This is a genomic window from Elusimicrobiota bacterium, assembly GCA_026388155.1.
Taxonomy (GTDB): domain Bacteria; phylum Elusimicrobiota; class Elusimicrobia; order Elusimicrobiales; family UBA9959; genus UBA9634.
Window position 1 is genome coordinate 264,866 of sequence record JAPLKI010000025.1, and the last position, 19,378, is coordinate 284,243.

11 protein-coding genes are annotated in these 19,378 nt (G+C 53.5%); 3 read left to right on the top strand and 8 right to left on the bottom strand.

The window, feature by feature from the left end; genetic code table 11:
• Positions 1-100 precede the first annotated feature (100 nt).
• From NTX59_13440 to NTX59_13450, 3 genes are read left to right on the top strand one after another with little or no spacing between them, the layout of a single operon-like run.
• On the top strand, positions 101-1,363 hold the full coding sequence (locus NTX59_13440; protein ID MCX5786679.1) for a TolC family protein: 1,263 nt from the start codon (positions 101-103) through the stop codon (positions 1,361-1,363).
• Entirely contained in the window at positions 1,363-2,325 is a 963-nt protein-coding gene (locus tag NTX59_13445) for an HlyD family efflux transporter periplasmic adaptor subunit (GenBank protein MCX5786680.1), read from the top strand. The genes NTX59_13440 and NTX59_13445 overlap by 1 nt, the downstream gene beginning before the upstream one ends.
• Positions 2,326-4,335 carry an ABC transporter permease gene (locus NTX59_13450; protein ID MCX5786681.1) on the top strand — a complete coding sequence of 670 codons (2,010 nt, stop codon included), beginning with the start codon at positions 2,326-2,328 and terminating at the stop codon, positions 4,333-4,335.
• Positions 4,336-4,512: 177 nt separating this feature from the next.
• On the opposite strand, the gene NTX59_13455 is transcribed toward NTX59_13450, so the two are convergent.
• The 8 genes from NTX59_13455 to NTX59_13490 form a co-directional block, all read right to left on the bottom strand.
• Entirely contained in the window at positions 4,513-5,841 is a 1,329-nt protein-coding gene (locus NTX59_13455) for a response regulator (protein MCX5786682.1), read from the bottom strand.
• Positions 5,842-6,010: 169 nt separating this feature from the next.
• On the bottom strand, positions 6,011-7,792 hold the full coding sequence (locus NTX59_13460) for an adenylate/guanylate cyclase domain-containing protein (GenBank protein ID MCX5786683.1): 1,782 nt from the start codon (positions 7,790-7,792) through the stop codon (positions 6,011-6,013).
• A gap of 118 nt (positions 7,793-7,910) precedes the next feature.
• Positions 7,911-8,915, bottom strand: coding sequence for a hypothetical protein (locus tag NTX59_13465; protein MCX5786684.1), 1,005 nt, complete (start codon positions 8,913-8,915; stop codon positions 7,911-7,913).
• 191 nt (positions 8,916-9,106) lie between these two features.
• The gene (gene dacB, locus NTX59_13470; GenBank protein MCX5786685.1) at positions 9,107-10,558 is read right to left on the bottom strand and encodes a D-alanyl-D-alanine carboxypeptidase/D-alanyl-D-alanine-endopeptidase; all 1,452 of its coding nucleotides are present in this window, start codon (positions 10,556-10,558) and stop codon (positions 9,107-9,109) included.
• A gap of 161 nt (positions 10,559-10,719) precedes the next feature.
• On the bottom strand, positions 10,720-12,441 hold the full coding sequence (locus NTX59_13475; protein MCX5786686.1) for a hypothetical protein: 1,722 nt from the start codon (positions 12,439-12,441) through the stop codon (positions 10,720-10,722).
• 24 nt (positions 12,442-12,465) lie between these two features.
• Positions 12,466-17,289, bottom strand: coding sequence for an ATP-binding cassette domain-containing protein (locus NTX59_13480; GenBank protein MCX5786687.1), 4,824 nt, complete (start codon positions 17,287-17,289; stop codon positions 12,466-12,468).
• On the bottom strand, positions 17,286-18,803 hold the full coding sequence (locus NTX59_13485; protein ID MCX5786688.1) for a sodium/proline symporter: 1,518 nt from the start codon (positions 18,801-18,803) through the stop codon (positions 17,286-17,288). The genes NTX59_13480 and NTX59_13485 overlap by 4 nt, the downstream gene beginning before the upstream one ends.
• A 159-nt stretch (positions 18,804-18,962) precedes the next feature.
• Positions 18,963-19,370 (bottom strand): hypothetical protein, encoded by a 408-nt coding sequence (locus tag NTX59_13490; GenBank protein MCX5786689.1) that lies wholly within the window; start codon positions 19,368-19,370, stop codon positions 18,963-18,965.
• Positions 19,371-19,378 lie beyond the last annotated feature (8 nt).

A 19,378-nucleotide genomic window follows, 5' to 3' on the forward strand; every position in this document is an offset into this window, starting at 1 on the left:
TTCAGCCCGCTTTACATCCGTGCATCTCTACGTCCGCTCCTTCTTGCAAAATGAAACCTTTTCGCCGGATTATCCGTATGTTTTCATGGATGCCAAAAATATGAGATACCACAAGATTACAAGACTGCTTCGCGCTATGGCAGTTATGTTATTTTTTTCCCCGCTCGGAATTTATGCCCAGGAAGCCGCTCCGCTCTCTTTTGACGAAGCCGCCAGACTCCTGCTTCAGAACAACCCGCAGGCCATAACTGCCGAACGCGCCATAGACTCGGCCCGCAACCGTTCCTTATATTACCGTGCCGGCCTTTATCCGCAACTCTCCGCCAATGCCGGTTATAACCGCGTCGAAGGAGACTTAAGCCCGGCAAGCGAATCCTATTCATACGGTTTTTCCGCCACCCAGCCCATTTTCTCCCCCGCCCTGCCAGCCGCGATCCGCTCCGCCCTGGCCTCTTACCGCAAGACCGAGGCGGACTACGACCTGCTTAAGTCCGCTTTGCTTTTTGATCTCAAGACGACTTTTTCCGACCTCATCAAGGCGCGTGAAACCCTTAAACTTTCCGAAGTGACCCTTAAACGCCGGGCCGAAAATGTGGAGATAATCCGTATCAAATACGAAGCAGGCCGCGAGAACAAAGCCGCGCTTCTTGAAACCCAGTCCGTATACAAGACCTCCCAGTGGCAGCACGAGGGCTATAAAAAGGATCTGCGCCTCCTGGAACGGAAACTGAACCGCCTGCTTGGCCGCCCGCCCATGGCGGACACGCAGGTGACAGCCCTCCCCTCCTCACCGGTCCCGCCGGAAGAGTTTAATTCTTTTTCCGGCAGCCTGGAGAAACATCCATCGCTCCGCTCCGCCCGCGCCTTGCTGGAAGTAAGCCAGGCCGGCGTTGACCGCTCCAAAAGCGGATTTCTGCCCGAAGCCGACGCAGTGGGCAATTATACCTGGGCCGGCTCCGACTGGCCCGACAAGAACAAAAGCTGGTCGGCGGGCTTTACCCTTTCACTTCCATTATTCACCGGCGGCAAGCTTTCGGCGGACCTGACTTCCGCGCAAGCCGATAAAGCCCGCGCCGAGGCCTCTCTTAAAGACGCCCGGGACGAAGTTTATATAAACGCGGAGGACACCTTTCTATCCTGGCGCCAGGCCTGGTCCTTTATGGACGTGGCTAATACCGTCCTGGAATCGGCCAATGCCCGCGCCTGGCTTCTGCGCAAGCAGTATCTGGCCGGCCAGGCTTCATATTTCGAATGGCGCAATGTTGAAGAGCAGCTTATCAGCGCCGAGAATCAGCTTTTGTCGGCCAAGCGGGATCTCGCCGTAGCCCACGCAGCCTTCACCAGATCTTTAGGAGAATTCTAATGAAAAAGAGCTTTTTCAAAACCAAGAAATTTATATTCGGCGGCATCATCCTGGTACTGATCGGCGGAGGCTGGACCGCCTGCGAACATAGCCGGGCCAAGAAGGAGCTTAAGAAGCTGGAAGATCTCTCTCCCGTGAAAGTCGCCAAAGGGCTGTTCGTAATAAAGACCCAGGCTATAGGCGTAGTTGAGCCGGAAAACCGCGTGCTGGTAACGCCTTCGGTAAGCGGCCGGGCGGAGGAAGTACTGTTCCGCGAAGGCGACCTGGCGAAAAAAGGCCAGATACTTGCCTGGGTAAGTTCAAGCGAGCGCACCGCGCTTTTAGACTCCCTTAAAATGAACGGTTCCACTCCCGAGGAGAAGAAAATGGTGGAAGAAGCCTACAATCTTACGCCCGTGGTCTCCCCCATAGACGGCATGGTGATAAAACGCGCCGTTGAGCCGGGCCAATCCGTCAGCGAAGCAAAGGAAATAGCCGTTCTCTCGGACCGCCTCATCATCAAGACCTATGTGGACGAGACCGACATCGGCAGCGTGAAAGAAGGCCAGAAAGCCGAGTTCTACCTTGATTCTTTCCCCAAGGACAAGTACGAGGGAAATGTGCTTTCCATCGCCAGAGAGTCCATCCTGAAGGAAGGTGTGACTGTTTACGAAGTGAAGATCCTGGCCTCTAAAAATATCCCGGTACTGCGCTCCGGCATGACGGCCGACGTGCGCGTAATAACAGACGTGAAACCGAAAGCTCTTTACCTGCCCAAGAAAGCCATTACTTACAAGGATGGGGACGCTTTTGTGACTATTAAAGACGCAAAAGCAAAAAAGGTAACCGACAAAAAAGTGGAGCTCGGCGCCTCCAATGAGAAAACCATAGAGATACTTTCGGGTGTCAGCGAGAACGACACTGTCTACTACTCCACCTCGATCGCCAAAGAGCGCTCCAACATAGTAATAAACGCCAATTAAATGGAAACGCTGATAGACATACGCAAGGTCTCCAAGACCTATCTCACCGGCTCATTTACAGTGGAGGCGCTTAAAGAAGTCTCCCTCAAAATAAAAGCCGGCGAGCTGGTATCTCTGACAGGCCCTTCCGGGTCCGGCAAATCCACTTTAATGCACATCCTGGGTTTTCTGGACCGGCTGGACTCAGGGGAATACTATTTCGCGGGCCATCCGACGTCCAGCCTTGATGAAGGCCAGTTGGCCGCCATCCGCAGCCGCATGGTCGGCTTCATATTCCAGTCTTTCCACCTTCTAAAGAGGACCACGGCCAGAGATAACGTCATGCTGCCCATGGTCTACAGCGGCCTCGGAACGGATGCGCGTAAAGCCCTGGAGTGCCTGCGGCTTGTAGGCCTCTCCGATAGGGCAAAGCATAAATCGAACGAACTCTCCGGCGGACAGTGTCAGCGTGTGGCGGTAGCCCGCGCACTTGTGAACAACCCGCTTATTCTGCTGGCCGACGAACCCACCGGCAACCTGGATGCCAAAAGCCGCCAGGAAGTGATGCAGGTAATAAAAGACCTCAATGACCGCGGCCTTACCGTGGTCATAGTCACGCATGATGAAGAGGTTTCGGCGCAGACCCGCCGCGTGGTGCGTATGAAGGACGGCGAGATAGTTTCCGATGAAACCCGCCCCGCTCTTTTAGGCCGGGAAGCGCGGCTTGAAACCCAGCCTGAATCTTTTGCGCCCGGGCAATTGAGCCAAAAGGGCGGGGCCGCGCGGCTGCCCAAAGCGCGTATGGGCTTCACCCCTTCCGAAATCGGCGAACAGTTAAAGGTAGCTTTCAAGGCCATCTGGAGCCACAAAACACGCAGCGCTCTGACCATACTGGGCATCTTTATAGGCGTGGGCTCCATCATCTCGCTTATGACCATAAGCGAAGGTTTCATGAAAAGCCTGCTCAGCGGCGCCAGCGAAGACGACGCCAAAAAGGTCTACGTCACGCCTCGCCAGGAACACCTCAAAGCAAGCCGCCGCCTTACATACAGCGACGTGGAGGCCATAAGGTCCGGGGTGCCGCTGGCGGAAAAGATCACGCCCATAGTGCAGGGCAGCGCCCAGGCCTCTGTAGGGAATAAACACGTTGACGCCAGCATACAGAGCAGCGAGGGTTTTACCCTGGAAGCTCAAAAGTCAAAAAAGAAATTTTTTGAGAACCGCAGCCTGGAAGGCCGCTTCTTCACTCCGGCTGAAAATTTGAACCGCGCGCGTGTGGCGGTTATCAATCAGACTTTGGCCAAAAAAATGTTCGGCTCGGGATCGGCGGTCAACAACGAGATACGCCTAAAGGATATAACGTTCACGGTAGTGGGGGTCGCGGAGGACCAGAAAGCGGAACAGATCTTCGGAGGCCGGCCTACGGCCTATATCCCTATCAACACCGCCTCCAAGCGCGTGTTCGGTTCTACCCGCCTGGACTATATAGAAGTGGTCGCGCCCACCCCCGCCGACTCTGTTGAGGCGCGCAAGCAGATAATCCTGGTCCTGCGTAAAGCGCACGCTCTGCGCGAAGACAAGGACGATGACTTTGAAGTTAAAACTTTTGAGGCGCAGATAAAGATGTTCAAAGACGGCATGGGGAAACTCTCGCTGGTGGTCTACGCGATAGCGGGCATTTCCCTTCTTGTAGGCGGCATAGGGATTATGAACATCATGCTTGTCAGCGTCACTGAACGCACCCGCGAGATAGGATTGCGCAAAGCCCTGGGGGCCAAGAACTCCGACATTTTAGGCCAGTTCCTAATTGAGGCGGTCACGCTTTGCCTTATAGGCGGGGCATTGGGCATAGCCCTGGGGTTTGCATTGGGCTGGGCGGCTTACTTTTTTATTAAGGTACCTCCGACGCTGGGGATAGGCACCATTTCTTTCGCTTTCGGTTTTTCCACTATTATCGGTGTAAGCTTCGGTTTCTGGCCGGCGCTGCGCGCGGCAATGCTTGACCCCATAGAAGCGCTCCGTTACGAGTAATGTATAGGACAAGCGTGCGCGCATACCGCTCACACTCCGACAAAAAGCCCGCTCTTTTGAGCGGGCTTTTTAGATAAACTTGCTTTATTATATTTAGAAAAGATAGTTCAGGCCTGCGCGGATTATGTTATATCTATTATCTGAACGCCTTGTATGGGAACGATATGTCAGGCGTTTTTAAGCGGCCGGGGTCAGAGCAATGCTTTCTCCGTAATAGGCAGCCTCGGGGGTAAGGATAAGGCTTTCTCCGTAATCGGCTGTTTCGGTGGAAAGGGTCAGCCGGCAATTACCGGAGCGGCAGATTATGCTGAAAGCTCCTTTCTGCGGTTTACTCCTTTCCAGGATATCCATGCCGCCGAGCGCTTTAAGCCTTGCAATCACCATGGCGCCGGTAATAAGGGTAAAGCGGGTAAATTCTTCTAAAGCGTCCGGCGCGCCTGCCCGGACCAGATAGCAGTCCCCCTGCACCTCTATGCGCGCTTCGGCGGTCATTTCTTCGGCCAGGAACTGCAGCAGCCTGCCTGTAAGATATTTAAGGTGCGACGCATTTATCTCATTTTGTACGCCTTTTGCCGCCGCCCTGAGCCGGTTCAGGGCGGCTTCTTCTATGACCATTCCTTCGTCGCCGGGGATCTTCTGAATGTCCGCTCCGGCGGGCGAAGCCAGTGTGTAAAGAGCGGAAATATTGGAGGGCTCGGTTATGCCGAATTCGAATTCAGCGCCCATGATGCCGCGTATCAACTCATGGAGCTCAAGGTCGAAAGGGTGGCTTATGGCGAGCAGCGTTGAAGCTCCCGGCGCGGCCAGCGCCGCTATATTGTTCTGCATGGCGAATTTTACCGGCAGCACGCCCGGTTTAATGTCCTCCGGATTTATCACCGGAAAATACGGAAGCTTAGAGAAGTCTGCTATAAGGCGCGCCACCCGGGCGGAGGTGATCCCAAGTATTTCGGCCAGCTTGTAGATATCTCCAAGCTGCAGCGCGGCCACGGCTTTAGCGCCGGCGCCGTCCAGCTTGAATCTGTCTATTATGCTTAGTTTGAAGTCAGTAAACGTGTAATGCCCTTTTCCAGCGGCGGCGGGGAAGCTCCGCACTCCCTGCGACGGTATATATGCGCCCCAGGCGGTTTTTTTCCCCGCATAGCGCTTTGTGATTTCCAGCAGCGATTCTTTGTCGAAAGGTTTTGTGAGATAATCCACTCCGCCCGCCGCCAGCGCGCTTACCTTGTTCTGCGGCTGATTAAGCGCGGACAGGAACACAACCGGTATTGTTGAAGTCCTCGCGTCCTGCTTAAACACCTTGCATACCTCGTACCCGCTCATTGCCGGCATCATAATGTCCAGAAGTATCAGATCCGGATTCAGTTTTTTCGCTATGGCAATGCCTATCCTGGGGTCCGAAGCGGAATAAACCAGGTAGCCTTCCCTTGTCAGCATAATTACAAGGGTCTGGATTATGTCCTTATTGTCGTCTATACAGAGGATTGTAAGCTGGTCGGCAGCCATGTATTCTCAGACCTCGCGCCGCGTATTTTGCGCGGATAAACTTGTGGAGCAATTATACTAAATCACCGTCAGCCCGGGCGAAGCATTTTCTAATTCATTTTCCGACTCAAATCCAAGGAACGGTGTGCATCAGAACGCCAAACAACGAAGGAGTGTCTGACGCACCACACTAGCCCTGAACTGCGGCGCCGGCGACCTTGTAGAGCAGCATGGGCCGGGTTTTGCCCTTCATCAGGACCGGACCGCACGCCGTGAATTCAATTCCCGGGAAGCGGCCGCGGTCCACCTCCTGCAAAAGCGCTTCACTGACCAAAATCTCGGTCAAGAATTGCTTGGTCTGCCCCTCCACGCGCGAAGCCACGTTGACCGTATCGCCAAGCACCGTATACTCAAGCCTATTCTCAGTACCCACATTGCCCGCGATCAATCCGCCGGTGTGCATCCCCACCCCGAAGCTCACCGGCTCGTGATCGCCCGTGGCGTTGAAGCGGCGCAGGGCGTCTTTCATGCCCAGGGCCGCGCGCAGGGCGGCCTCGGCATGGTCCGTCACCCCGAAGACGGGCGAAAATATCGCCATCACCGCGTCGCCCATGAATTTGTTGATGACGCCCTGATTATCCGTGATGGGCCTGGTCACGGCCGTAAAGTATTCGTTGAGGAACCGGATCAGCTCGGTCGGGGGCAGCTTTTCGCTCAAAGGGGTGAAATTCCTGATATCCGAGAAAAGTATGGTGGCCCGGATCTCCTCGCCCGCGAGATTCACTTTGCCGCTCTTCATTATCTTTGCCGCGATCTCGATGGAGACATATTTGCCGAAGGTGTCCTTGATCCTCTCGCGCTCGGCCAATCCGTCGAGCATCAGGTTGAAGTGGCCCTTGAGCTGGCCGATCTCGTCGGCATAAAGCACCGAAGTCTTGCAGGAAAAATCCCCGGCCGCCACGGCCCGCATCCGGCGCACCAGGGCGTCTATAGGCTTCTGCACGCTCCATTTGAAAAACGCCACGGAAGCCAGTTGGAGGGGCAGGACGACCACGACAAGCAGCGCGATTATAAGGCAGGGAATCAGCGCCCGATGGTTCTGGAAAAATATTGTCCACTGGAAATTATGCCGCAGGCCCGATATGGCGTCTATGTTGAAGGACACAGGGACATAGAGGCTTAAGAGCAGCGGGACCATGGCCAGGGAAAACATCATCAGGCCGTGCCTGAGGGTCAAGCCAATGGCGAAGCCCCGCTTAAGGCCGTGCGGGTTGGTCTCCAGGAAGAAGGGCTTGGCGATAAAGCGCCGGATATAAAGCTGTGTGAGTTCCAGGTTAAGGTAGCTCACGAAGGCGCCGAAGAGCAAGGCGGCGACCGCAAATACCATCTTGATCCTGAGGCCCGGGACTCCGTACTGAGCGGCGAAGGCCGCAGTCTTGATGAAATACTGCTGAACCGCGATAACCCAGACCAGGGCGAAAATGACCAACGGCAGGTTGATTATCCTCCTCTCCACCTGCGCGGGGTCTGGCTTCTTGCGAAAGAAACGGTATCTGTATAGCGGCCAGAGCCACAGCACCAGCAGCCAGCCGTACAAGCCGGCGATACTCTGCGAACTGCCGAACGATACGCTGATATCCTGGTCGGATTCCTTGGCCATTGTGAGGTTGCTGGCCTGGCCTGCTTCCCGCGTCCCCTCCCGGCCCTTTTTATCGGAATAATGCACTCCGCTCTTTTCAGTCTTGAGCGGATGGAATATCTTCTCCACCAGTTCCCGGGGCGGCTCATTATTGCGGCCGGCGGCCATTGCTTTGCTCAGCTCCGCCTCCAACAGGCGGATGTCAATAAGGGAATAGCTCATGAACACGCTGCTCGTGATACCACCCAGGTTTATCATGAACCAAAAGAGGATGTAGAGCGGCAGATGGAGGTTCCGCACACCCCTCCAGAGTCGGGTTATGATCGTGGTCATCGCGAATACCGTTGATCTATAGGAGACATAAGAGCGATCATTGTGTGTTTCCTTTGTGGTTGAAGCTTCTGCACGCCTCCCGGAAAAAGCCGCAAAAGCGAACCTCTATCGCAATAATTCATCGGATACACTTCTCTTTTATAATATTCACCAGAAGTTCTTCGGAATAATCCACCCCCTGTTTATATTTTTTTTCAAGAGGCTGCTTGAAAGGATTTCTTTTTTGCCTGCCCGCAATGCACAGATGCATATGAAAAGAATAGCAATGCTGGCAATGATGATTCACAGGCTGGGGCAGAACAAAGTTATCTCCCAGGATCGGGAACACGATTTCATTGGACCTGATTTCGTTATGCAGGATCACAGCCGGCTTCCTGTGGAAGGCGAACAAGTGCATAGGAGCTGAATTAGGCCCTATAAAAAGATCGGCCTGTTTCATTAAAGCCGCCGCTGTTCCCAAACTTTTCACATCCCAGAGCCGTTCATGACAGGGAATTTTTTGATCGCCCGGAAAGCCGAACTGGACCCAGTGGATCTGATCCCTGGTCTTTTTAAAAATTCTATTCCAGGCGAACCAGGAAAGAACATTTCCGACCGTTCTTCCCGAAGTATGCACCAGCAGCACTTTTTTATTTTTGGGAACTTTAGATCTCCATTCCGCGGCGGCATCCGATTCCCGTTGAGAGCAATACAATTCCGGGGCCGGTTCCTCTGTCGTGTAAATGCCGAAAACCCGGAGCCTGCGCTGATGTGAATTTCCGAAGCCGAATTCCCGGAAGGCTCCCGCGGGTTCCCGTCCCGGAATATCCCTGATGGAGTCGACATAGGGGTTTAATTTAAAGACCTCTTCGGCAAATCTATGCGGAGCCGCAAAAACCCTGCAACCTTTATATTTTTCTTTTAACATTCTGGGAACATTTGTATAAGTGAGATAATCGCCTATATGGGATTTCCGTTCTCCGATAAAAAAACCCTCTTTTAATCCCGTATCTATTTCTTCCGCGGAAAAAGGTTTATCCGCGAATCTGTCTTTCCATGTTTCCTGGTAACGAAGTATTTCTTTTTCATAATCCGAAATGGAATAGTAATTTAAAACATCCTCGGTTAGCGGAGAACTATTCATTATCGGCTGCTCCTTTTTCCTCTGTCGGATTTTGGCCGGCACGAACCTGCAAGTCTCACCCGGTAAACCCGGCAAGATAAGGATATCCGGAACGCTGCGTCTTTTACTGAATTATTGTTTATGTTGTTTCGGGCTCGTTTCTTTACGGATACCGGGAACGGTTCTCAAATTATCGGTATTCGCGGTACGGCCTAATAATTGTTCGCCAATTCCACAAGCAGACTCTCGTGGAGTTTATCAATTTCGGCGGGGTCGGCCGAATAGTTGTTGATTATAAAGGTAAATGCCAGGCTGCGGCCTTTTTTTGTTTTAAGGTAGCCGGTATAGGCACGCACGCCGGTAAGCGAGCCTGATTTAATGCGCAGGCCTTTGGCCAGATAAGTATCGTTGCCCATGCGCTTTATATGGCCGGTGGCCTCGGGGTCAGCCGGAAACACCAGCGTATCCCCGAAAGCCTCAAAATATTTCTTCTTTGAAACCGAGCAGAGCAGGTCCGTAAAGTTCTCCGCCTTGACCATATCCGCCTGCGACAGCCCGGAAGCGTCTATAAGCTTCATTTCCGAGATGTCCACTTTCTGCGCGGCCAGGAAATCCCTCAGAATTTTTATGCCGTTGTCATCCGTGCCTTTAAGGCCCGACGCTGCGGCCAGCTGCCGCAGCATCAGTTCGGCGTAAAGGTTGAAACTGCGCTTATTGGTCACGCGTATTATATTTTCAAGCGCGGCGCCCTGTGTTTCAGTTATAAAAGTCAGCCGGGCATCCTTAAGGGGTTCGGCTGTCTTATAGGGTTTTTTATTTGAGTTTATTCCGGCATGCATTAAATAAGCGTTAAAGCTTTGCGCAGCGAACAATGCCGGGGCCGGTAACGCGCCCTTAATGGCGAATTCTTCGGCACCCTGCGGAATGGAACCGCGCAGCACCGCCATATTTTGCTCCGGAAAGGCGAAAACATAGCCGTTGTCTCCGGAACCCTTCGGGCCGGTCAGCATATAATTTTCGAATTTAAGGTCCGCCAGGTAGGGTTCGGTGCGCAGGACTTTAGCTTCCCCGCCTACGGAATCGGACGGTTTGAAATAGAGTTTATAAAGGTTGTCGTTTATGGTGAGAGCCGAGGCCTGGGCGGCGTAGTAATTGCCTATATCTTCCCAGGCCCAGGAGCCGGGCTGAACGCTTTCAAAGGCGGACTCGTCGCCCACAACGGCTCCGTTAATGACATTTATGCCCCTGGCTTTAACAGCATCAGCCCAAAGCTTGAAGGTTTCCTCCAGCGGCCGGGCGTCTTTTATCAGTTGGGAACCAAGGGATGGATCCCCGCCGCCTTTAATATAGATGTTGCCGTTCAAAAAACCGTTCACGACAGCGCCGTCATGATAAACGGCGGTTTTGATCCTGTAATCCGGGCCAAGCCGGTCAAAAGCGGCGGCGGTAACGAAAATTTTAAGTATACTGCCCGGCGTCAGATTTTTCTGCGCGTTGTAAGCGGCCACGCTAATGCCTGAGGCGGCGTCCTTCACGCTTATCCCCCAGGAAGCGTTCTTGATTCCCGGCCGGGAGGCCAGTTCCTTTATTCTGGCGTTAATATCCGCCGCGCCCGAGGACCCCGCGCACAGCAGAACCAGCGCAAATAATATCACGCTTTTCATAAATAAAAGTATAGCAAATCAAAGAATTGTCGGGTTACCGCAGAGTGTTCAGTCCGAATTCTTCACTTATGAAGAATTCCCCTTCGCAGTGCTCAGGGGTCGCTTCGCGACGGATACACCCTTGAGAATTTTCGCACATAGTGCTGAAAATTCTCAACCCGCTACTGCGGGGAATCCTGCACTTTTTTGTCCCCTGATTTTTCAATGGAAACCGGCTCTGAATGCAGGATTCGGGTTAACAAAGCGCGGGTTTCTTTGTCCGCGGGATCGGCGGAGAGCGCTTTCCCGTAAAACAAGATCGCGCCGGGCGTATCTTTACGGGAGAGAGCGAGTTTGCCCAGATTGAGGTAAGCGGCGGCATAAGCGCTATCGCACTGCGCCGCCTGGGTATAATATTGCGTTGCTTTTGCGGTCTCGCCTTTTAGCAGGTAAATATTGCCCATATTATTAAGCGCGGGAGCGTGGCAGGGGCTGATCTTCAGCGTTTGCGCGAAATACTCCTGCGCTTTGGCGAACTCTTTGTTTCGGGCGTACAGGAAACCTAAATTGTAATAGTTGTCGTCATTTTCCGGATATATCAGTATCGCCTGAGAAAGGCAGACCTCCGCTTCATTAGTCATATTCGCCTGTATATAGGCGCCGCATAAATTGATGAGCGCGGGGGCCGCCTGCGGCTGTTTTCGCAAAGTATCTCTCCAGAGCGAAACGCCGTCTTTCCACACCGCGCAGCGGACCCGTGCCGTTACCGCAAGCGCCAGCACCGCGCTTATCGCGCATATCGCCGTTATGCCCCTATGCGCGGGACCCAGGCGCCGCCACAGGCGGCGGGCGCATACCGCCCCGATAATAAAAATCCCTATTGAAGCCAAATAGGTGTAGCGGTCGGCGGAAATGATAACCGGACCGACCGGGAAGAACTGAAGCACGGGTAAAAGCATGATCGCAAAAAAAGCCGCGCCGAAAATTATCTCTTTGTCCCGGCGGAAATATTTCCACAGCAAAAACATTACCGCCAGGGTCCCCGCCGAAAAACAGTACAAAGCCGGTTTTCCCACCGCCGCGAAACCATATATGGCCGAAAGATTGAACGGCCACAGCAGGGTGTAAATGTAAAAACCCAGATTATAAAGCGGGGCGACCAGCCGTTTCGCCCCGTGCATGCGGAGACCGCCCGACAGCGACATGGATATGGAGGCGAAGATGGCCGCGAAAACAAAAAACGGTATTTTATCCAGCCAGCGCCTGAGCCCGATTTTCCCGGATTTAAGATAATCCATCAGAAGCAGCGTCACCGGCAATGTTACCGCCATTGATTTGGATAACAGCGCGCAGAGAAAAAGAGCCAACGATAGGAACCAGGTCTTTGCCCCCCTGAGCCGCAAAGCGTAGGACGCAAGCGCGGAGAGATAAAAAAACGCGTAAAGCACGTCTTTCCTTTCCGCCACCCAGGCCACGGATTCCACATGCGCGGGATGTATGCCGAATAAAAGAGCCGTAAAAAATGCCATCCATGCGCCGCCGAATAAAAGCCTCACCAGGAACATTACAAGCGCGGTATCGGCCAAATGCAGAAAAAGGCTGGTCGCGTGATAAATTCTGGGGTTAAGCCCCGCGAAATGATACTCCAGCGCATAGCTGAGAGTGGACAGCGGTGAATACATTCCAAGGTCCGGCGTGGAAAAAACAGTTTTTACGCTTTCCCAGGAGAGCGTTTTAATTTTGGGGTTCTGGATTATATATTGGGTCTCATCCCAATTGATAAAACCGTTGTTAAGGCAGGGACTCATCGCGATCCAGGTAAATAATAGCGCCAAAAAAAGCAGGGGGATAAACAGCTCCATTCCCCGGATACCTGGCGTAAATAGTTTTTCTTCCTGTTTCATATTATATCTTCGTCCGTTTACGGCTCAGCCCGCGCGGATGATCCTTCCGCCCTTTTTTCCGGCACCGGGCCCTATTTTGATGATCCTGTCGGCGGCGCGCGTCAGCATCGGCTCATGAGTGATGCAAAGGATGCTGCCGCCCTCACCGATAATTTCCTCGAACAGCGCCAGGAGCCTTGAAATATCTTTATAATGCAGCCCGCCCGTAGGCTCGTCGAGAAGATACAGGGTATGCCTTCCTTTTCCCTCCGCCATCCCCGCGGCAAGTTTCAATCGCTGCAATTCGCCGGCCGATAAGGTGTGTATGGGCTGCCCCGCGGATAAGTAATCCAATCCCGTCTTTTCAGCCAGAGCGATTATTTGCAGCACCTTCTCCCTGTTTTTCCCCTTAAGATGTTTTTCAAGGAACAAATGCAGCCCGCTAAAAGACATTTTCAGCAGTTCCATGATGGAAACGCCGTCAATTTGCGCCGCCCGGATCTCCGGCCTGTAACGCGAGCCATGGCAGGTTTCGCACAGAACCCGGGCATCGCTCCAGTAATCCATGCTGACCTCATGAAAACCTGAGCCATGGCAGTCCGGGCACCGCCCGTCCCTGGATAAAAAAGAAAAATGACCGGCTTTCCATTTATTTTTCTTCGCCGCTTCGCAATCCGAGAACATATCGCGCAAAGGTTCAAATATGCCCAGGAAAGTTGCGGGAATGCCGGAATAAGATACCGCCGGGATATCCTGTTCCACCATCACCATATGGTTAAGCGCTCCGGTAATCCTGAATTCCGCGCAATTGACAGGATTACCTTTCCTCCAGGAAGCGCTGATAACTTCGCTCACCAGGCTTGTTTTCCCGCTGCCGCTGACGCCGGTGACGGCAATAAGTCCTCCGCCCGGAATATCCACATCCGCGCGGACAAGATTGTTAGCAAAGGCTCCGCGTACCTCAAGCCCGGGCTGCAGGACCCGTTTTCTTTTGCCGGCAAAATCCGCATGTTCTTTCGCGCTGATAAAAGTTTCAGGATTCCCGTCGGCAATTATCTTTCCGCCTTCCGTGCCGCCTGCAGGCCCTAATTCGATCACCCTGTCTGAAATGGCAAGCATGGCGGACGATTGTTCCACCATAAGCACGGTGTTGCCGCTGTCACGCAGCCCCTCTACGATCCCGCTCATTCTTGCCGCGTCAGAAGCGTGCAACCCGAAAGAAGGCTCATCGAGCATATATGTAATACCGGTCAGGCCGGAATGTATCTGCGTGGCTATCTGCAGCCGCTGAAACTCCCCGCCTGACAGTGTGGAGATAAGCCTTGCGGGCGAGAGATAATCGAGCCCTGCCTGCGTCAGTGATTCCAGTTTACGAAGTATTTCGGCGGCCAAAGGATCCAGAACGGCCTTTTTTGAGGCTTCCCGCAAATGAATATCCGCTGTGGTCTTCTCTTTGAAGAAAGAGACCAGTTCCGATACTTCAAGCTGAGAAAGCCCTGCGATATCCAGTCCCGCGAGCGTCACCAGCAAAGGCCTTTCCTTAAGCCGCTTTCCCTTACAGGAAGGACAGTTATCGTGCTTCATCAGCGCCAGCATCGCTTCGCCCCGGTAGTCGGAGTGTTTTCGCGCGTATTCTTCTTCAACCAGGACGGCGAAACCTTTCCATTGCCCCTTAAAGGTATGCACACCTTCGCGGCTGCCGCGTTTGTAACTCCATTTTACTTCAAGCGTATGGCCGGGAAAGCCGCGCATGGCTGTTTGCTTCTCCGTCGGAGTCAGCTCCTGCCACGGTTTGCTGAAATCAATTCCCGAAAGCTCGCCCGCCGCGCGGAGAGCGGCCGTATACTGGCCATGCTGCTCGCCGTAGAACTTTCCCGTTTTAGTGCCGTCAAGCGCCCCGGCGGTCAGGGGCAATTGCGGGTGAGTCACTAATTTTTCCTGATCGCAGACCGTAATATATCCCATGCCGCCGCAAGCGGGGCACGCGCCCTCTTCGCTGTTAAAGGAAAAAACGCTTGATAAAAGCGGCTCCATTCCCGCCGGATATTTACCCGCGCGGCTGTATAAAAGACGCAATAAGTCATATAAGCCGGTATAAGTGCCTACTGTTGAGCGGGGAGTATTGGTTGAAGCTTTTCTTCTGACAGCCACCGCGGGTGTCAGCCCCGAAACAGATTCCACCAGAGGATCGCCGGTTTTGCCGATAAACTGGCGGATATAGGAAGACAGTCCGTCGCTGAATCTGCGCTGGCTTTCGGCATAAAACGTATCAAATACCAGCGATGATTTCCCGCTGCCGGAAACGCCGGTAACCGCCGTAATACTGTTTAACGCCACGGAAAGGTCGAAGCCCTTCAGATTATTCGTGGTTATGCCGCGAAGACTGATAGGAGCGGAAGCGCTCTTTTCCATTACGCCAGGCGCCGCCTGAGAGCGGCTGGCGCCCGCCGCTTTACCCGAAACATGCTTTTTCAGTTCACTGCCTGTAACGCTTGTTTCGCATTCAAGAAGTAAAGAGGGAGCGCCAGAAAAGACCAGATTTCCGCCTTCCTCGCCGCTGCCGGGCCCCAGGTCAATAACCCGGTCGGCGGAAAGGATAAAGTCCTGGTGATGTTCTACGGCAAGAATGGTATGTCCTTTCCCGGTAAGTTTGCGCAAAGCCGCGATCAAGACGCGCACATCGGCCAGATGAAGGCCGGTGGTGGGCTCGTCCAATATATAGAGTATATTCCCGGAGCTGGTTTTTGAAAGTTCGGTCGCCAGTTTTACCCGCTGGGCCTCGCCCCCCGAAAGCGTTGTGCTCGGCTGACCCAGCTTTAAATAACCCAGCCCGAGCCCTATCATTGTCCGGGTTATGCGGGTGATCTTATCATGGCCTTTGAAAAAATTGTCCGCGTCGGTAACCGACAACTCCTGGATATCGGCGACGGATTTGCCGTTCCACAGTATTTCCAGCGTTTCTTTGGTGAACCGTTTCCCTTCGCAGACTTCGCAGGGAACGTCGATATTTCCGAGAAAATGCATTCCTATCTGCTGTACGCCCGCCCCCCCGCAGGTCTCGCACCGGCCGCCCTTCACCACGAAAGAAAACTGTCCTTTTTTATAGCCGCGCTGTTTTGACTGCGGCAGCGCCGCGAACAAGTCGCGGATATGATCGGACATCCCGGTATAGGTGGACGGGTTGCTGTTAGGCGTGCGGCCAATGGGAGATTGGTCAATATGGATTATCCGCTTAAACGGGTTAACGGCGGGGTCTTTTTTACCGGACAACTGCTCCAGCAGGTCTTCCACAAGGCTCGACTTGCCGCTTCCGGAAACGCCGGTGATAACATTGAACTTTCCTGCGGCAAATCTGGCGCTAAAACCTTTAAGATTGTTTTTTGCGGCATTATCAACGCCGAAAAGCCGCGCGCTTCCTCTTTCGCCGCTGTTTACTTTTTCATGTGAATAATCAAATTTTTCATTCCCTTTAAGAAAATCAAGCGTCCGGCTCCCCGGTGTATCGCCGCCCAGGAACTCTTCATAAGGGCCGCTGAACAGAACTTCTCCCCCGGCTTCACCCGGCCCCGGGCCGAGCTCGATTATCCAGTCCGCGGAACGGATAGTCTGCTCGTCATGTTCAACCGCGATAACCGTATTGCCGTTCTTTACAAGACCGCGCATCAGTTCCAACAGCCGCCGGTGATCCGAAGGATGCAGCCCCGCGCTGGGCTCGTCCAGCACATAAAGCACGTTGCGCAGACCGGTTACCGCCTGGTTCGCCAGCCTTATGCGCTGCGCTTCCCCGCCTGAAAGCGTTGTGGATTCGCGCTCGAGAGCGAGATAGCCAAGCCCGAGCTGCTCAAGCATCCGGCTGCGCTTTAAAATAAGTTCCCGGACAGGTTCCGCGACCGCGGCTTCTTTTCCCTCCAGTACAAGTTTTTCAAAAAAACGCTGAAGCTGTTTCAGGCTCATGGCGGAAAACCCGGCGATATTCGATCCCCATAATTTATATGAAAGCGCTTCCGGGTTAAGCCGTTTTCCCCCGCAATGCGGGCAGGCGAACGAACGCACAAATCGGAGAATATTCGGATTGCGGTCGCGCTTCAGTATCTCGTCCATTATCGGGATAATGCCCCTGTAACAGCCTTCCTGGCGGGGACGCGCCGTCATGCCCGTCCAACGCATCCGTGACTCCAGGGTATGTTTGCCGAATGGAATGGTTATTTTATCGGAACCGTAAAGCACCACGTTTTTCTGGTATTCGCCGAGGTCCTTCCAGGGGATATCCACGGAAAACCCTTCGGAGCGGCACACCTGGTCGAGCACGTCTATCGTCACCTGCGAATATATAATATAGCCGTTCGGGGTCGATAACGCCGACGCCCCCTCGCGCAATGTTTTTGAAGCGTCGCCGATGATGAGCGCCGGGTCTATCCTGTCTTCCACGCCCAGGCCTTTACAGTGCGGACAATAGCCCGACGGCGAATTAAAAGAAAACAGGCTGCGCTCGGGTTTTGTTTTCACTCCGGGAGAAACGGCGAGCCGGGCGAACAGCAGGCGCAGGTAATCATAGATTTCGGTAAGCGTTCCGACCGTGGACCGGGGATTGCGCAGCGCCGTCTGCTGGTTCACCGCGATAACAGGGAACAGGCCGCTTATCGCATCGGCTTTGGGTTTGCGCAGTTTTTTATCAGGGTTTCTGCTTCCCGAAAGAAAATTTTCCAAAAACAGCCGCTGGCCTTCGCGGCAGAGGACATCATATACCAGGCTTGATTTCCCGCTGCCCGACACGCCGGTCACGACTATCAGCCGGTAATGCGGGATTTCAAGAGAAACCTGTCTAAGGTTGTTTTCAGCGGCGCCGGATATTATGATTTTAGGATTCATTCACGGGCATTATTCAGGCGCGGTTCGGCAACCGGGCCGGCGGGCTTATTATCGTTTTTTTCAGGGAAAATATACGAGAATATCACGGCCATCAGAAAGGCGAATATAAAACTGGTCAGCCTTTCGGAGATCCCGGTGCCTTTCTCAAAAAAAGATTTCCAGATTATTGTGCCGGCGGTGCCGGATATCAAAGACGCTACAACCCCGGACCTTGATATCTTACCCCAGAACAGGACCAATAACAATGCGGGGCCGATGGACGAGCCGATACCCGACCACGCGTAGGAAACCAATCCGAAAACCGAGTCTTTTACCATAAGAGCCATTATAAAAGCCGCGAGTCCCACAAGCAGGGTCATGATCCTGTTAAACCACAGGGCCGCCTTCGCCGACAACTGCTTTTTCGAGTAATTCCCGTATAAGTCCTGGGTTATGGCGGAGGAACATAGTATGATCTCCGACGACGCTGTGGACATCATAGCGGATATCGCGCCCGCAAGCAGCACGCCGGCCACTATCGGGGTGATGAAGTTGTTCACAAGCACGGGGAATATCATTTCAAACCCTTTATTATTCACATCGGCGAGTCTCGCCGCGGAGTCGCCGCCTATCAGCCCGCCGTTCACAAAAGCGAACCCCAGCCAGCCTATAAGCAGCGCGCCGCCGTAAGCTATCAGCGTCCAGGCGGTGGCTGTCCACTTGGCCGTCTTTATGTCTTTTTCATTTCTGACGGCCATCATTCTTATGAGAAGCTGGGGCTGCCCGGTATATCCCAAAGCCCAGCTTAAACCGCTGATAATTAAAAGCGCCGCGCTCAGCCCGGTTTTCCCGGCGGTAAGCGAGCTGTAGGACAGGCCCGCGTTTTGAATTGCGGCGGCGACATGAATATTATTTTTTGAAGCGATAAAGAACAGGATCGCCGGCAAAACTATCAGAGAAATTATCATCAGGACGGCCTGGAAAACATCCGTCGCGACGACAGTGATAAATCCGCCTATCATGCAGTAAAATACGACTATCAGCGAACCTATGACAGTGCCCCATATAGGATCGATCCCGAAAGTGTCGTACAGCACTTTCCCTCCGCCGTAAAACTGCGCTTCGATGTAGAACAACAGGAAGAAAATAATAATAAGAGAAGACAGCGTTCCGATGGTCCTTTCCGCGCCGGGGAATCTGTTTGACAGCAGGCTTGTGATGGTCAGCGCCCCGGTTTTTTCGGTTTCAAGCCTGAGCCTGTTGCTCATGGCGAACCAGATAAAAACTATGCCAGCCACACAGCCAAGCGCGAACCAGAACGCCTGCATGCCCAGCAGAAAGGCCTCGCCGGTCAGCCCCAGGATCAGCCACGCGGATTCGCCGGTGGCTCTTTCCGATAAAGCCAATGAAAGCCCTGAGATCTTTTTGCCGCCCAGAACAAAATCAGAAGCGGTCTCGGACATGCTTGCCGTGAAGAAAGTAATCCCCAGCAGCGCCGCCAAATAAAGGACGAAAACAATGATCGTTGCGTTCATAAATCCTCCTGAAATTATAATACAAAAAAGGCAAGCGGCGGGGCCATTTTGGGCTCACGCATTTTTTCGCTGATAAGCCGGCTGTGTTAAATGGAGGGACCCCGACTTGGCTATCGTGCAATTCTATAACCAAAGCGAAAAAACTCCGGCCGTTTTTTTCTATAAGAAATTTCCGCGGGCGGGAAAGAAGTGAAAATGGCGCAGCGAGGCGGGCATATGCGAGCCGACGGAACCGATAACCATTACCGCCGCAAGCATACCGACGCGGCGCTCCCAAAACACCGGGACCAGCGCCAGAATGACAAGTTTGACCAGCACCATGCCGCCCGCGAGCTGGAAGGCCCAATCAAAACCGGCCCAGAGTTCCAGCGCGATGAGGCCGGCGCCTGAAAAAATCGCCCAGTACAGACAGGGCATAAGCTCGGCGCGGGGAAGGCCGAACCAATGTCCCCCGAATAACACGGAAAAGCTCAACAGATGAACCGTGCGCAGCGTGATGCGCAAGGCCCGGCTTCCTTTCCACTTCCTTTTCTTGGGAGGAAATAAAATTTTTTCCAGACTTCCCATATTTTTTC

Bases quoted from the DNA above. Each gene is read 5' to 3' on its own strand.
- NTX59_13440 (MCX5786679.1), top strand. From the start codon at position 101: ATGAGATACCACAAGATTACAAGACTGCTTCGCGCTATGGCAGTTATG.
- NTX59_13445 (MCX5786680.1), top strand. From the start codon at position 1,363: ATGAAAAAGAGCTTTTTCAAAACCAAGAAATTTATATTCGGCGGCATC.
- NTX59_13450 (MCX5786681.1), top strand. From the start codon at position 2,326: ATGGAAACGCTGATAGACATACGCAAGGTCTCCAAGACCTATCTCACC.
- NTX59_13455 (MCX5786682.1), bottom strand. From the start codon at position 5,841: ATGGCTGCCGACCAGCTTACAATCCTCTGTATAGACGACAATAAGGAC.
- NTX59_13460 (MCX5786683.1), bottom strand. From the start codon at position 7,792: ATGACCACGATCATAACCCGACTCTGGAGGGGTGTGCGGAACCTCCAT.
- NTX59_13465 (MCX5786684.1), bottom strand. From the start codon at position 8,915: ATGAATAGTTCTCCGCTAACCGAGGATGTTTTAAATTACTATTCCATT.
- dacB (MCX5786685.1), bottom strand. From the start codon at position 10,558: ATGAAAAGCGTGATATTATTTGCGCTGGTTCTGCTGTGCGCGGGGTCC.
- NTX59_13475 (MCX5786686.1), bottom strand. From the start codon at position 12,441: ATGAAACAGGAAGAAAAACTATTTACGCCAGGTATCCGGGGAATGGAG.
- NTX59_13480 (MCX5786687.1), bottom strand. From the start codon at position 17,289: ATGAATCCTAAAATCATAATATCCGGCGCCGCTGAAAACAACCTTAGA.
- NTX59_13485 (MCX5786688.1), bottom strand. From the start codon at position 18,803: ATGAACGCAACGATCATTGTTTTCGTCCTTTATTTGGCGGCGCTGCTG.
- NTX59_13490 (MCX5786689.1), bottom strand. From the start codon at position 19,370: ATGGGAAGTCTGGAAAAAATTTTATTTCCTCCCAAGAAAAGGAAGTGG.